This window comes from Microbacterium foliorum (genome assembly GCF_003367705.1).
Taxonomy (GTDB): Bacteria; Actinomycetota; Actinomycetes; order Actinomycetales; family Microbacteriaceae; genus Microbacterium; species Microbacterium foliorum.
This window is the reverse complement of the sequence record NZ_CP031425.1, coordinates 918,840-933,073: the sequence shown is the minus strand read 5'-3', so window position 1 is coordinate 933,073 and position 14,234 is coordinate 918,840. Positions and strand designations below refer to the sequence as shown.

16 protein-coding genes are annotated in these 14,234 nt (G+C 67.1%); 1 reads left to right on the top strand and 15 read right to left on the bottom strand.

Translation table 11 applies throughout. The features are described 5' to 3' along the window. Window positions 1-360: 360 nt before the first annotated feature. The 9 genes from glmM to DXT68_RS04245 all read right to left on the bottom strand — a co-directional run bounded on the left by glmM (window position 361) and on the right by DXT68_RS04245 (window position 8,713). Window positions 361-1,719: a phosphoglucosamine mutase gene (glmM, locus tag DXT68_RS04285; protein ID WP_045253408.1), complete on the bottom strand. Its 1,359-nt coding sequence runs from the start codon at window positions 1,717-1,719 to the stop codon at window positions 361-363. 14 nt (window positions 1,720-1,733) lie between these two features. Further along, window positions 1,734-2,219: a 30S ribosomal protein S9 gene (gene rpsI, locus DXT68_RS04280; protein WP_045253409.1), complete on the bottom strand. Its 486-nt coding sequence runs from the start codon at window positions 2,217-2,219 to the stop codon at window positions 1,734-1,736. 27 nt (window positions 2,220-2,246) lie between these two features. Beyond that, entirely contained in the window at window positions 2,247-2,693 is a 447-nt protein-coding gene (gene rplM / locus DXT68_RS04275; protein ID WP_045253410.1) for a 50S ribosomal protein L13, read from the bottom strand. Between the two features lie 180 nt (window positions 2,694-2,873). Continuing rightward, complete coding sequence (locus DXT68_RS04270) at window positions 2,874-3,542, bottom strand: endonuclease/exonuclease/phosphatase family protein (RefSeq protein WP_045253411.1); 669 nt, start codon at window positions 3,540-3,542, stop codon at window positions 2,874-2,876. A 75-nt stretch (window positions 3,543-3,617) separates the two neighbouring features. Continuing rightward, the gene (locus tag DXT68_RS04265) at window positions 3,618-4,595 is read right to left on the bottom strand and encodes a hypothetical protein (RefSeq protein WP_052677649.1); all 978 of its coding nucleotides are present in this window, start codon (window positions 4,593-4,595) and stop codon (window positions 3,618-3,620) included. Continuing rightward, window positions 4,531-5,820: a hypothetical protein gene (locus DXT68_RS04260; protein ID WP_045253412.1), complete on the bottom strand. Its 1,290-nt coding sequence runs from the start codon at window positions 5,818-5,820 to the stop codon at window positions 4,531-4,533. The genes DXT68_RS04265 and DXT68_RS04260 overlap by 65 nt, the downstream gene beginning before the upstream one ends. Beyond that, the gene (truA, locus tag DXT68_RS04255; protein WP_045253413.1) at window positions 5,817-6,665 is read right to left on the bottom strand and encodes a tRNA pseudouridine(38-40) synthase TruA; all 849 of its coding nucleotides are present in this window, start codon (window positions 6,663-6,665) and stop codon (window positions 5,817-5,819) included. Before truA ends, DXT68_RS04260 begins: the two co-directional genes overlap by 4 nt. A 41-nt stretch (window positions 6,666-6,706) precedes the next feature. Then, window positions 6,707-8,248 (bottom strand): APC family permease, encoded by a 1,542-nt coding sequence (locus tag DXT68_RS04250; protein WP_045253414.1) that lies wholly within the window; start codon window positions 8,246-8,248, stop codon window positions 6,707-6,709. A 99-nt stretch (window positions 8,249-8,347) separates the two neighbouring features. After that, complete coding sequence (locus DXT68_RS04245; RefSeq protein ID WP_045253415.1) at window positions 8,348-8,713, bottom strand: winged helix-turn-helix transcriptional regulator; 366 nt, start codon at window positions 8,711-8,713, stop codon at window positions 8,348-8,350. 94 nt (window positions 8,714-8,807) lie between these two features. Here DXT68_RS04245 and DXT68_RS04240 point away from each other — a divergent pair, with 94 nt between their 5' ends. Continuing rightward, window positions 8,808-9,653, top strand: coding sequence for an SDR family oxidoreductase (locus tag DXT68_RS04240; RefSeq protein WP_045253416.1), 846 nt, complete (start codon window positions 8,808-8,810; stop codon window positions 9,651-9,653). A 56-nt stretch (window positions 9,654-9,709) separates the two neighbouring features. On the opposite strand, the gene DXT68_RS04235 is transcribed toward DXT68_RS04240, so the two are convergent. From DXT68_RS04235 to DXT68_RS16920, 6 genes are all read right to left on the bottom strand, one after another. Next, entirely contained in the window at window positions 9,710-10,084 is a 375-nt protein-coding gene (locus DXT68_RS04235) for a hypothetical protein (protein WP_045253417.1), read from the bottom strand. After that, window positions 10,081-10,779, bottom strand: a complete 699-nt coding sequence (locus DXT68_RS04230; protein WP_082068864.1) for an Asp23/Gls24 family envelope stress response protein — start codon at window positions 10,777-10,779, stop codon at window positions 10,081-10,083. The genes DXT68_RS04235 and DXT68_RS04230 overlap by 4 nt, the downstream gene beginning before the upstream one ends. Continuing rightward, window positions 10,776-11,342: an RNA polymerase sigma factor gene (locus DXT68_RS04225; RefSeq protein WP_045253418.1), complete on the bottom strand. Its 567-nt coding sequence runs from the start codon at window positions 11,340-11,342 to the stop codon at window positions 10,776-10,778. The genes DXT68_RS04230 and DXT68_RS04225 overlap by 4 nt, the downstream gene beginning before the upstream one ends. Before the next feature lie 123 nt (window positions 11,343-11,465). Further along, window positions 11,466-11,912: an Asp23/Gls24 family envelope stress response protein gene (locus tag DXT68_RS04220; RefSeq protein ID WP_045253419.1), complete on the bottom strand. Its 447-nt coding sequence runs from the start codon at window positions 11,910-11,912 to the stop codon at window positions 11,466-11,468. Between the two features lie 183 nt (window positions 11,913-12,095). Next, window positions 12,096-12,272, bottom strand: coding sequence for a hypothetical protein (locus tag DXT68_RS04215; RefSeq protein WP_156149254.1), 177 nt, complete (start codon window positions 12,270-12,272; stop codon window positions 12,096-12,098). Window positions 12,273-12,608: 336 nt separating this feature from the next. Continuing rightward, the gene (locus DXT68_RS16920; protein WP_156149255.1) at window positions 12,609-13,241 is read right to left on the bottom strand and encodes a hypothetical protein; all 633 of its coding nucleotides are present in this window, start codon (window positions 13,239-13,241) and stop codon (window positions 12,609-12,611) included. Window positions 13,242-14,234: the final 993 nt, after the last annotated feature.

Sequence of the window (14,234 nt, the reverse complement as noted above, 5' to 3'; positions counted from 1 at the left end):
ATCTCACGTGTGTTCTCCCCTGGAAACGAGCCCGCGGCGTTCGCGCGCGCGGGTGAGGTCCAGGAGAGAACAGAGGGACGGATGTCACGCGGCGTCGGGTCGTCGACGCCCTGCTGTCTTCCGGGACCTCCGCAAGACTGGCCACCGTGGCGCCGGCCGATCGGCGAAGCCCGGGCTTTTCACCCCGGACTTCACCCCGCGCTTCACCCGGGCGTCGCGCCCGCGCGAATCGGGGTCGCGATACAGGCGCACGACGCACCGGCGCACGAAAGGCACGCGCCCATCGGGGTCACCGAACAGGCCCGCCCAGCGAGCGCACGACGCGGGCGTCAGGGGACACCGCGGACACGGCCCTCAGGGTCAGAGCGAGAGACGCTCTCGCACCACGTCGACCAGGCGCTCGGCGTAGGTGTGCGCCGAGTCGGCATCCGCAGCCTCGACCATCACCCGCACGAGCGGCTCGGTGCCGGACTTGCGCAGCAGCACCCGGCCCGTCTCGCCGAGCTCGGCGACCACATCGCGGACCGCGGCCTGCACGACCTCGTCGGAGTCGACGGCATCTTTGTCGACGCCGCGCACGTTGATGAGAACCTGCGGATACACCGTCATGACGGCGGCGAGCTCGGCGATCGACTTCTTCTGCCGTGCCATCTCGGCCACCAGGTGCAACCCGGTGAGCAGACCGTCGCCTGTGGTGGCGTACTCGCTCATGATGACGTGCCCGGACTGCTCGCCGCCGAGCGCGTAACCGCCCTCGTTCATGTCCTCGAGCACGTAGCGGTCGCCGACGGCGGTCTGCCGCACGGTGATCCCGTGCTCGCGCATGGCGATGTGCAGTCCGAGGTTGCTCATGACCGTCGCGACGAGGGTGTCGTCGGTGAGATGTCCGCGTTCCTTCATCGACACCGCGAGGATCGCCATGATCTGGTCGCCGTCGATGTGGTTGCCCTCGGCGTCCACGGCCAGGCACCGATCGGCGTCGCCGTCGTGCGCGATGCCGATGTCAGCGCCGAGGCGCACGACGGCCTCGGCGAGGTTGTCGAGGTGGGTGGAGCCGACTCCGTCGTTGATGTTCCACCCGTCGGGTTCCGCGCCGATGACGGTGACGTCGGCGCCGGCATCCCGGAACGTCTCCGGGGAGACGCCCGATGCCGCACCGTTGGCGCAGTCGAGAACGACCTTCAGCCCGTTCAGGCGGTTCGGCAGCGAGCCGAGCAGGTGCACGACGTAGCGATCCTCAGCGTCGGAGAAACGGTCGATGCGACCGACTCCCGCGCCGGTCGGGCGCAGCTTCTCGGCGCCCATGGCGGCTTCGATGCGCTGCTCGACGAGGTCGGGGAGCTTTCTTCCGCCGCGCGCGAAGATCTTGATCCCGTTGTCGGGTGCCTCGTTGTGCGAGGCGGAGATCATCACGCCGAAATCCGCATCACGGTCGGCGACGAGGAAGGCGAGTGCGGGCGTCGGGATGACGCCGGCCTCGAGCACGTCGACGCCGGAGGAGGCGAGACCGGCCGCGACGGCGGCCGTCAGGAAGTGACCGGAGACTCGGGGGTCGCGGGCCACGACGGCCGTGAGCCGCTTGCCTTCGGCCTTGCGAGCCTCCGCAGTACGGCCCTGGCCCAGGACGACGGCAGTCGCCTGGGCCAGGGTGAGCGCGAGGTCGGCGGTGAGGATGCCATTGGCAAGCCCTCGCACGCCGTCCGTGCCAAAGATCGGCATCGGAGCGGTGGACCTTAACGCTTCGAGTACTGAGGCGCCTTACGGGCCTTCTTGAGTCCAGCCTTCTTGCGCTCCTTGACGCGCGCGTCGCGCGAGAGGAAGCCGGCCTTCTTCAGGGTCGGACGGTTGTTCTCCTCGTCGATGCCGTTCAGCGAACGGGCGATGCCGAGGCGCAGCGCGCCGGCCTGACCCGAGGGGCCACCACCGGAGATGCGCGCGATGACGTCGTATCCACCGGCGAGGTTGAGGATCGTGAACGGATCGTTGATCAGCTGCTGGTGCAGCTTGTTCGGGAAGTAGTCCTCGAGCGTGCGGCCGTTGACCGTGATCGTTCCCGAGCCGGGGACGAGACGCACGCGGGCGATGGCCTGCTTGCGACGGCCGACAGCGGCACCCGGGACGCTGAGCACGGGGCGGGGAGCCGCCTCGATTGCATCGGTCTCGGGAGTCGACGTCGAGAAGTTCTGGGGGGTTTCGGTGGTGTCCTGGATGTCAGCCACGAGTATGTCCTTAAGTCTTTACGGCGCTTACTGGGCGACCTGGTCGAGGGTGTACGTCTTCGGCTGCTGCGCAGCGTGCGGGTGCTCGCCACCGACGTAGACCTTGAGCTTCGACAGCTGCTGACGGCCGATGCTGTTCTTGGGGAGCATGCCACGGATGGCCTTCTCCACGGCACGGACCGGGTTCTTCTCCATCAGCTCGGCGTAGGTGACCGACTTCAGGCCGCCCGGGTAACCCGAGTGACGGTAGGCCAGCTTCTTCTGGAGCTTCTGACCCGTGAGCGCGACCTTGTCGGCGTTCACGATGATGACGAAGTCACCCGAGTCGATGTGGTTGGCGAAGGTGGGCTTGTGCTTGCCACGCAGGAGCGTAGCGGCGTGCGAGGCCAGGCGGCCGAGAACGACGTCAGTGGCGTCGATGACGACCCAGTCACGCTGGACCTCGCCGGCCTTCGGAGTGTAAGTGCGCGTCACGATAGTGCTGCTTTCTTGTTCGAACGGAGAAGTTCGTGAATCCCACTCCGGGGTGGTTCTTCCCTACAGGGAGGAACACGCCAGTGGAGGGCTCACGTTCGTTAGTACTCGGCAGTCGAGTACCAAAGAGACAGCCTACGTCATCGGGAGCGATCCCCCAAACCGAGCAGCCTCGAGCGATCAGTCGAACCGCGTGGTGACCAGGATCGGCCGATGATCGCTCAGCCCCTGCGGCAACGTCGTCACACGCTGGATCTCGAACCCGACCGAGGTCGCGAAGTCGTAGTGGCCACGGAAGACGCGATACCGCGTGTACGTGTGATCGTCGCTCATCGTGAGCGCATAGCCGTGCTCGCGCACCGTCTTGCCGAGGTTCTCCTTGAACACCGGGTAGTTGTAGTCGCCGACCATCAGCTGCGGAAGCCCCTCGCCCAGAGTGGCGAGCTCGGTCAGCGCCGCGCGGATCTGGTGACGACGCAGGGAGTTGAGCGCTGTCAGCGGAGCGGCATGGAACGAGGCGGCGATGAACTCCCGGCCCGCGTCGATGTCGCGCAGCCGCGCACCCAGCACGCGCTCGTGCGCAGGCTTGGCGATACGGTCGTGCAGCGACTTCTTCAGCTCGATCGTCCGGATGCCCTGCAGGTGGAACTCGCTGGCCCGATAGAACATCGCCAGCCCCAGCCTGTTCGCCTGAGTGGCGTCGGCGAGGATGAGGTCGCCGATGGACTCGGGGAGATCGGCGACGTCGCACTCCTGCAGACACAGGATGTCGGGATCGTGCTCCGTGACGAGAGCCACGAGTTCGCTCGCGGCCCTGTGCTTCTGCAGGTTGTAGGAGATGACCTTCATCGCTCTTCACGCTAGTGCGTCAGTCTTGGATTCCGGTGGCAATGGCCGATCCTTCGCAGGAATGTCAACTGCCGGTCACTCGTCGTAACCCCAGCGGATCCCGAGCACACCGGGCCCGAATCCGTGCCGCACGAGATGGACGGAGCCGCCGCGCACCGAACGGATCGACGACACGTACTCGGCATCCGTCTCGATGTACTCCTCGCACCAGCTCGGCACCGCATCCGGGTGGAAGCGCACCCAGATCAGGCTCTCGCGCGATTGCCTCGACGTACCGTGCCAGGCCGACTGCCGCTCCGGGTAGCCGGCGGGAAAGGTCTCGGTGAACTCGAACAGGGTCGTCGCCCCGGTCTCGATCGTCTCGTCGAGCGCGATCACCACCCCGGAGAGCAGGCGTCCGGGGTGCAGGTATTCGCGGTCGACGCGTCCGCCCACGACATTCGAGATCACCGACATCACGTCGGTCTCCCTCGGAGCGACATCGATCAGCGGCACCTCCGAGATCGTGCCCTTCGTCGACTGCACGAGGCACCGCATGATGATCTTCTCGAGGGACCCGGAGGCACCCACGAAAGCCGTGATGTGGGTGGACAGGTCGCGAAGAGCGTCCTGAGGTGCGGCGTGCAGCTCCTTCAGAGTCTCCTCGGTCTCACGCTGCTCCCGCTCCTCGTCGAACGGCAGCCGGGGCGGTGGCACCGGCCCCAGGCGAGCGGACGCGCGCAGCAGTCCGCCCAGATGTCCGCGATTCAGACCGAGGCGGTCCTCGATGCCGTCGACGACGCTGAGCGACTGCGCTCCTTCGGGCTGCCGGTCGCCGGAGCGCCAGTAGCTCAGCGTCGCCATCGAGACCGGATTCCCGTCGTCGATCAGCTGACTGCGCAGGCGCGCGAGGGTGATGCCCCGTTCCGAGATCGCCGCGCGCAGGGCGGCGGCGAAACGACCGCCCTGGTCATCGATCCGCTCCGTCATCGCGCTCCCCCGCAGTCCGTCATCGCCGCTGTCGACGCCGTCGCGCGGCCGCAGGCGTCTCGTCGCCGATGGGGCCGACGTCACCGGGGAACAGTGTGTCTCGTGCGAGCTGTCGCTCTCGACGGCTGCGCCGGGCGTCGCTCCAGCCGACGACGAGAGCGAGCACGATCAGAGTCGCCGCGACGAGGACCACCGCCCGGGCGTCCATGCCCGTCCACTCCGCCCAGATCGCTCCCGTGCCGACCATGAGCCCCGCGGCCCCGACGGACGACAGCCCCAGCTGCAGGCGGACCATCGCCCGGTTGCCCGAGAGCACGCGCTCGATGAGACTCACGTCGACACGACGAGGTGCGCCGTCCGAGACCCACCGGGTCAGCGCCCGCTCGCGCGCGAACTGCAGAACGACACCGCCGACCCAGGCGAGGATGCCGAGAGCGGCGCACACCGCGATCGCGGCACCGCTGGTGAGGCTCAGCACGTCGATGCCGTTCTCGATGGGCTCGTCCCAGTAGACCGGATCGCAGGTGCGACACTGCTGTCGCATGAAGACCGAGAGCATGAACGCCGCGAGGGAGATGACGGTCGCGGTCAGCAGGACGTTCGCGATGCGAGCGAGCACCCGCGCGCTCGGAGCCACGAGCCAGCCGGGCACGACGGCGCGCATGGCGGCGTCGCGACGGTCGGCGTCGGCCGTGACCGCCGGCGGGACGAGCCTCTTCCACCGACCCCACTGCTCACCCATGCGCGCGGCATCGCGCTCGACCCATCGCCGACCGAGCCGCCGCACCCCCGCCGCACCCGACGCGAGCACGACGAAGACGAGGAGCACGACCCACATCACCGCATCCTCGCGAAGGTCCTCGGCGAAGAGCAGGGCGAGCGCGCAGAGGACGCCGATGCCGACGAGCGACCAGAACACGGCCGTTCCCGTGGTGCGCAGCAGCGCGGCGGGTGATGAGCGAAGCTCGAGGCGCAGGGCGCGCTGCGGCACCGCCTCCGGGTCGCGTCGCCCGGCCGCCTCGACGGCCCGCAGAGCGGCGAAGCGCTCGATGACCATCACCGTCGGGACGACGATCGCCAACACCGCGGCCGCGAGCAGGAAGACGCCCATGCTCGCGCGGAACAGCGGGTCGAGGTCGATCTGCACGTACAGCGAAGACAGCGCCTCCTCCCCCACCACGCCCACCACGACGATGCCGACGAAGGTGTAGAGCGTGCCGACGACCAGGCCGATGCACGTGTCGAGCACCGCACGCCAGAACGCCCATCCGGGAGAGGACACCTCGATGATCACCGCGGGCCGGCTCACGCGCGTGTCCTGCCGCGGCGAGCGCGGGTCTGCTCCGCCCTGGTGGCGAGGAGCTCGTCGGCGGGATATCCGACCTCGGTGAGCGTCAGGCCCCGCGCGGCCAGCACCTTGAACTCACTGGTCCGCGTGAGTGCATCGCGCAGCACCGCGAGGTCGTCGACGCCCAGGCGCCCCTCGCCCACCGCCGCGCAGGCGCCGACCAGTGCCCTGACCATGCTGTGACAGAAGGCATCGGCTTTGACCTCGGCGACGAGCACACCCTGCGCATCCCTGCTCCACCGATAGTCGAGCAGGGTGCGGATGGTCGTCGCCTCCTCACGCGGCTTGCAGTATGCCGCGAAGTCGTGGAGTCCGATGAGCGTGCACGCCGCCTCATCCATCGCGGCGACGTCGAGCGTTCCCCGGTGCGATGTCGTGTCGTGGCGGCGGATCGGATCGTAGCCGGACGCGTCGTCGGCGAGCCGGTAACGATAGCGCCGCCATACGGCGGAGAAGCGCGCGTCGAACCCTGCGGGAGCGATCGAGCTGCGTGTCACGGTCGCATCGGGGTAGGCGCTGAGGACGCCGCGCATGCGTCGGGCGATGGAGGACGCCGGATCCTGCGGCGTGCGGCCCTGTCGCGATTCGATACGCGCCCACTGCTCGTCGTCGAGATCGACGTGCGCCACCTGCCCCTGCGCGTGCACCCCCGCATCCGTGCGGCCGGCGACCACGAACTGCACGTCGGAGCCGACGATGCGCGCGAGCGCCGCCTCGAGAGTGCCCTGCACGGTGCGCAGGGTCGGCTGCTTCGCCCACCCGCGGAAGTGGGTGCCGTCGTAGGCGATGTCGAGCCGGATGCGCACGGATAAAGCCTAGGCCGTCGCCGTTCGCCGCCCGATACCGGTCAGATCCCGCCGTCGATGGAGCGGATGAGGTCGCCCGGCTCGTCCGGCACCATCACCTGGGTGTCGCGGTTGAGGCTCTCGCCGCGGAAGAACCGCTTCGACCGCGGGAACAGGTACCAGATGAACATGAGCACCAATCCGATGGCGAGCGAGCCGATGCCGATCACGAAGGTCCCGCCGATGCCGAAGAGCACGGTGTAGCCGTAGTCGACGTCCCACATGTCGATCGCCGACTGCACGAAGGCGCCCGTGAGCATGAGTCCCCCGAGCAGCGGGAACAGGCCCTTGAAGAAGAAGTCGCGCGCCGAGGAAGTGAGATCCTTGCGGAAGTACCAGACGCAGGCGAATCCGGTGATGGCGTAGTAGAACGCGATCGCGAGCCCCAGCGACAGGATGGAATCCTGCAGGATGTTGTCGCTGATCAGCGTCATGCCGACGTAGTAGGCGGAGGCGACGACACCCATGACGACGGTCGAGAACGACGGCGTCTTGAAGGTGGGGTGCACCTCCTTGAACTTCGCGGGCAGCGCGCGGTAGACCCCCATCGCGAGGGTGCCTCGTGCTGTCGGCAGGATCGTCGTCTGCGTGGAGGAGACCGCCGAGATGATCACGGCGACCACCAGCATCCAGCCGAACGGGCCGAGGAGGCCGTCCTTGATCGCGAGGAAGAAGTCGTCGGCGTTCGCCTCGTTGCCCAGACCCGTCCCCGTGTCGCCGAGTCCCGCATACATCATCGCCGCGATCGTGACGCCGACGTACGTGAACAGCAGGATGACGGTCGTCAGCAGCGCGGCGCGCCCCGGGATCTTCTTGGGGTCCTTCGTCTCCTCGTTGAGTGCGAGGCAGGTGTCCCAGCCCCAGTAGATGAAGAGCGCGAGAAGGATCGCCTCGGTGAAGCCCGACCAGTCGGTGAACGCGAACGGGTTCAGCCACTCGAGGTCGAACGGCGTGGGATCGGGTGCCGTCCCTCCGAAGAACTGCCACAGCGCGGCCACGACGAAGATCGCGAGGGCCAGGTACTGGATGGCCAGAAGGATGTTCTGGATGCGCTCGCCGATCTCGACACCGCGCCAGCTGACCCATGTCATGGAGGCGATGAAGAGCACCGCGACGAGGATGATCCGCCAGTCGTTGTTCTCGAGATCGAATCCGATCAGCGACCAGAAGTACACGGATGCGATCTGGGCGAGATTCGCGAGCACGACCATGCCGGCGACGGCGACGCCCCAGCCGCCCATCCAGCCCACCCAGGGACCGAACGCCTTCGTCCCCCAGGTGAACGTCGTCCCGCAGTCGGGCACGGCGTTGTTGAGCTCGCGGTAGGCGAAGGCGATGAGGAGCATCGGCACGAAGGCGATGATGAAGGCGATCGGCGCCTGCGCTCCGACGGCGAGCACCACGAATCCGAGCGTCGCGACCAGCGAGTACACCGGCGCAGTGGACGCGAGACCGATGACGGTGGACCCCCACAGGCCGAGCGAACCGGTGGCGAGCCCCTTGCCGTCGGGGCGTTCGAGATGGATCGGCGTCGTAGCTGACATGCTCAGAAGATACGGCCGCCACGCTTATCGCGTCAATCGTTTTCTTTTTGCGACGATTTCCGATGGTGTGATCCCGCTACTGCGACGGAATCGGTGGAACTAGGCGCGTCCCGTCATCGCGTCGGCATGGTCGGCCACCCATTCGACGAGAGGGAGCATCCGCTGCATGAGATCGCGACCGAGCGGCGTCAAGCTGTACTCGACGTGCGGAGGCACCGTCGGGAATGACTCCCGATGCACGAGGCCGTCGTCGGCGAGGGTGCGCAGAGTCGAGGCGAGCATCTTCTCGCTGATCCCGCCCACCTCTCGGCGCAGCTCGCCCCAGCGCTGGGTGCCGTCCGACAGCGACGACAGCACGAGCACACCCCACTTGCTCATCACATGGTCCAGGACGACCCGAGTGCTGCACCCGGGCTCGAAGACCTGCGGCGTGGATTCCCGGATCTGCGCATAACTAACCGTCACGTTGGTACCTTACGTCAAAGTGGGTACCCACGATACGGAATGCCTCGACACCGTCTCGAGGTTGATGCTCCTGTCACCTACGAAAGGACACCCCATGACCATCCTCGTCACCGGCGCGACCGGCAACCTCGGACGCCTCGTCATCGCCAGCCTGCTCGAGCGCGGAGCGGACCCCCAGTCGATCGTCGCCGGCGCCCGCGACGTCGCGAAGGCAGCCGATCTGGGCGTGCGGGTCGCTCGTCTCGACTACGCGGAGCCGGCCACGATCGCCGCCGCACTCGACGGCGTCGACTCGGTGCTGCTGATCTCGGGCTCGGAGGTCGGCCAGCGCACGGCTCAGCACCGGGCGGTCATCGATGCCGCAGCGGATGCCGGTGTCACCAAGTTCGTGTACACCAGCGCCCCCAAGGCCACCACGAGCGACCTCGTGCTCGCACCCGAGCACAAGGCCACCGAGGAGCTCATCGCCGCCTCGGGTCTGCCGTCCGTGATCCTGCGGAACAACTGGTACACCGAGAACTACGCCGCGGACCTCTCCCGCGCATCCGAGACGGGCGTGCTCGCCGCCGGCGCGGGGTCTGGACGTGTGGCCTCGGCCAGCCGCAAGGACTTCGCCGACGCCGCCGCCGTGGTGCTGCTCGAAGACGGCCACCTCGGTCAGGTGTACGAACTCGGCGGCGACGTCGCCTGGAGCTACGACGATCTCGCCGCGGCCATCGCCGAGATCTCCGGCCGTGAGGTCGTCTACCACTCGCTGACGCCCGACGAGCAGCGCGAAGGCCTCCTGGCCGCCGGTCTCGATGAGGGCACGGCAGGATTCGTCGTCGCCCTCGACGCGGGAATCGCCTCCGGCGCACTCGGCGACACCGACGGCACCCTCTCCCGCCTCATCGGTCGGCCGACCACGCCGCTGGTGGACGGCCTGCGCGCGATCGCCTGAGACCGCCACGCAGCACGAAGGCGCCGGCCCCTGAGGGGTCGGCGCCTTCGACGCATTCACACGAGTGCGACGGTCTCCGGAAGACGAGAGGACTCGCGCGGATGCACGTAGGCGACGGTGAGCATGATCGCCGTGACGGCGAGACCGTCGGCGGCGAGCAGATCGGCCACGGCCGCCCGGACCGCACGCAATGTCTCGATCGCGTTCGCCGTGTACTCGATCCCGAGGGAGGATTCGACGCGCACGCCGCCCTCGCCGGCGATCACGGCCACGAGCGGCTCGTTCGCCGCGGTCACACCGAGCGCCGCAGCGCCGGTGCCCACCAGGTTCGAGACGAGCGAGCCCGCCCGGTAGACGTTCCGCACGCCGGGAGCGCCCAGCACGGCCGCCTGAACCCGCTCGGCGAGCCCGTCATACACCATCGTCGTCATGATCTGTCCTCCGTCGAACGACTCACCCTCTGGACGTCACGCACCGTGACGTCGATCGCGGTCACCGTGAGATCCGTGTGCCGCTGCACCCGCTCGGCCACCTCGTCGCGAAGCCGCTGGACCGCCACGGGGATCGACTCTCCGTAGAACGCGTTGACTTCGATCGAGATGCGGATCCGTGCTCCGGGAATGGTGACGTCGCCGTCGAGCTCCGAGTGGCCGACGAGGATCCCGGGAACCATGTTCTCCGCAGATCTGATCAGGCCGCGAACCGCGCCCTCGGTGATCCCGAAATCGGTCGAGGGGTCGGGATCGTCGAACGGGATGCGGCGTCCGGCTCGCGCGTCGAGCGCGATGCCGCTGAGGATCCTGTCCACCCAGCTGTCGTCGACCTCGGGCATCGCCGCAGTGTCGGCGGCGATGAGCTCGCCGCCGAGTCCGCGGAGCTGCTCGAGAGCGTCGAGAGCCAGCTGGCACCCCGGGGATCCCTCGATGGACGGGTCCGCAGGCTCACGCCCGGCTTCGAGGTAGTCCGTCAGCTCTTCGAGGGTGTGCCCGTCGAGATCGCCCGGCTCCAGGCCGAGCTCATGCACTTCGACCCCGGCAGTGCCCTGGACCTCGGAAACCTCGGGAGCGCCCTGGGCCTCGGGAGTGTCGTGGATCTCGGGAGTGCCGTGTTCGTGTTCGTCGGTCATCGCCATGCCTCCATCCGCACGATCATGGATTTGCGAGCTCGAGCGAGGAGGCCGCGCGCCGTCGACACCGAGATGTCGAGCTCGGTCGCGATCTCGTCGTAGGAGTAGCCGCCCATCTCCCGCAGGACCCAGCATTCGCGCTGCGCGGCGGGGAGCTCCTGCAGGGCCGCCCCCAGCGCCGCCACGCCGGCTCGCGCCTCGGCGACACGGTCGGGCGAGGTCTGAGAAGGAGCGGACTGTTCGACATCGTCGACGTCGACCGTCGGCCGCAGCGCGCGGATGCGATCGACGGCCTTTCGGCTCACGATGCGCATCAGCCAGCTCTTGACCTTGGACGGATCGTCGAGTTCCGAGAAACGCTGCCAGGCGGTCACGAACGCCTCCTGCACGATGTCATCGACATCGGCGGAGGCGTTCAGCATCCGCTGCGTGTATGCACGCATCATCGGCGTATACCTGCGCACGAGTACCGCGAAGGCGGCGATGTCCCCATCCATCGCCCGACTCGCGACCAACCGGTCGTCTGCTTCCTCCAGCGCAGATCGAAATCGTTCCCCCACCATTCGACGACCCCCTCGTGTGACCCCTGTGAGAGATTCGGAGCGGACCCGCGATCGGATGGGATCCCCGATCCGATCGCGCGGTCACCGCACCCGAACCATCTCATGTGCCGACTGCCCTGCGACTCAGAGAACCCGCATGTCGGGCTCTGCGGCGACGTCGTCATCGTCCGAGGGGATGTGCACGTCGTTGATGGTCACGTTGATCTCGACCGCCTGCTTGCCGACGTAGTCGGACATCGCACGGGCGACTGCCGCCCGCACGTCGTCGGCGACCGTGTGCAGCGCCGCGGGATACTCGGCGACGATGGTGATGTCGACGGCCACCTGGGTCTCGCCCACCTCGACCCGCACGCCCTGCGTCAGGTCCGTGGAGTTGAGAGCGTCGCGGATGGCGCCGACCGCACGTGCGGCTCCGCCGCCGAGGGCGTACACACCGTTCACCTCGCGCGCCGCGATTCCGGCGATCTTCGCGACGACGTTGTTCTCGATGATGGTCTCGCCCGTGGAGGCTACCTCGGTCGTCGTGGTGCCGGTCGCCGTGGCCGGGGTTCCGCTCGTGACGTTCGCCATGATGGTCTCCTTCGTAGTCAGTGTTCCCGCCTGTGGGGCGGGGCCGCAGTTCAGCGACACCACTAAGACGGATCTCGGGGCCCATTCGTCACAAAACAGTGCGGATTGATCACGCGACCGCTCCGAGAGCCGGGGCCGTCGCACAGAGAAGCCCGCTCCCCGAGGGGAACGGGCTTCCGATGCTCAGGGCAGGTCGGAGACGTCGACGTCGTCTTCGTCGTCGTCACCCGCTGCGCGCTGCTCCTCGCCCGGGGTGGCGGAGTCCGGCTCGGGGTCACGGTCGGTGGTCACGAAGTCGGCGTCGACTCCGGTCGCGTCGATCTCTGCGTTGTCGTCGGGTGCTGCCTGCGGGTCTGACATGATCGCTCCGATCTGCTGCTGCGGAATAGGAGTGCCAGTCTCGCCGCGATGACGGCGCTGCGGCATCCCCCTTGACAGAGGGAGATCCATGGCGGTCGTGGCGTCGCGTCGTCCCGGATACGCGAAAACCCCCGGCGAACCGGGGGTTTGTCGTGATGTAGCAGGAGCGGGGCTTGAACCCGCGACCTCACGATTATGAGTTAGATTCCGTGGCCTGACGGGCACTTGTTGGTCGCCGATTGCCCCGCGATTCCGCGAATGTCGTCTTCGTTGGTCGCGGCTGGTTGAGGATGGTTTCAGCAGAGCTACCGGCACAAAACCGGCACGCCGAGTCCGTCACACCTGGGTCCAGTCAAAGCCGTTTCGGTGCTGTTTCGGATTCGCTTTACAGATGAACATGGGCTCGCCGTCGGCCCACTCCAGACTCATCACGCCGCGTTTCTTGGCAGGCGGACACCACGGGCAGCGCACCTCGGGACTCGCCCAAGTCAGCGCCCGTTCGCCGTCACGCATGATGAGAACCCCTAGCACCCAGGAGCCAACGCGAACGACTGAGTGCTGTTGCATACGGGCGGCCGCAAAATGGACGGCGAAAAACCCAGCGACCACTGCGATCAGGATGACGACGGCGAAGACCAGCAGGTTTAGCGCAATCGTGAGATCCGCTCTCGCCGCGAAAAATCCGATGGCTGCGGACACAAGAGTCACGACGGCGGCGACCAACTCCAGCCAGCCCGAGACTGACCGTTCCTTGACCGCAAATTCGGACTTTGGTCGCGTATCCCAACTGTTCCCGGTCTTCGTGACTTTCTTGACCCGCTTGACCTTGACTCTCGCGTTCGGTCCCGCTGCCGCGATTCCGTTAGGACCGTTCGCGATCGCCGAGCTCGCGCCCGCAACCGCCTGCCCGCACCACGCGCACAACGGCGCTCCGGGCGTCAGTTGTCTTCCGCAGTTGCCACAATTCATGCTCTTGCCCCCCCGGCTGTGTGAGATTACCGAGAAGCCTACCGGCCCGCAGAGGCGGGATGCGTTGTCGCCGAGGAGCGCCCGGACCGCAGCGGAGCGAGGACCGGACGCACCGCAGTGCGACAACGCATCCCGCTCAGCCGGCCGGAGGCCGGCCTTGAACGAGTAAAGAAAGTTCTCACAGCTCGACTGCTGCGCTATGAGACTCGGTCTTGCGTGAAAGGTCGAAGCTGAGGTCATCAGCAGAGTCCTCGGTGGACCACGTGACGTCAGGCCCTCGAAGCGTCTGCAAGGACGGGAAGCCCGCAACGACGGCATCCGTCGCAAGCTTCTCAATCATGCTCGCAACGGTCTCGGGCTCACCCGACTGTCCAGACAGAATCTCTTCAAGCGCTGCGGTTGTCTTCGAGGAGTAACGCGTCGTCACCGCCTGCGGGCTCGCACTCTGAGCGCGGGCAACGTCAGCCATCTTTGGGCGCGGTTGGTGAACTTGATGCGCGTAGGCCGTGAGCAATGAGCGAAGATCTTTGCTCGCCTGCAAGACCTGTTCCGCCTCAGCGAGAGTCGCGAGCAGTCCGATCGCGTATCGGGGAGCCTGGGCCTGACGGCATAGATAGCTTCCGATAGTTGGAAGCGAACTATCGGGAGCTATCGGCAAGAACAGATGCTTCCCGTCTGCTCGGCAACGACATCGCGTATCCTGTTCCGTTATGCCAAATCAAGAAGCTACCTACGTCACGCTCGACGGCGAGAAACACCTCGTCCGGTTCAGCGCTGATCTCGCTGGGGCCAAGCGCGCGGCACTGGGATATCCAACGCAGGGCACTCTCTGCGCATGCCCGGACTGTGGTTGTCAGAACGAGGCCGACATGGGGACGCAAGACGATCCGATCTGCGGATGCTGTCTCGCGGACTGCCCCGACTTCCACGGCGCTGACAGCCCATAGATTCGTCCGTCTTCGCAGCCTCTTACTGGCTGCTACCGGCACAAAA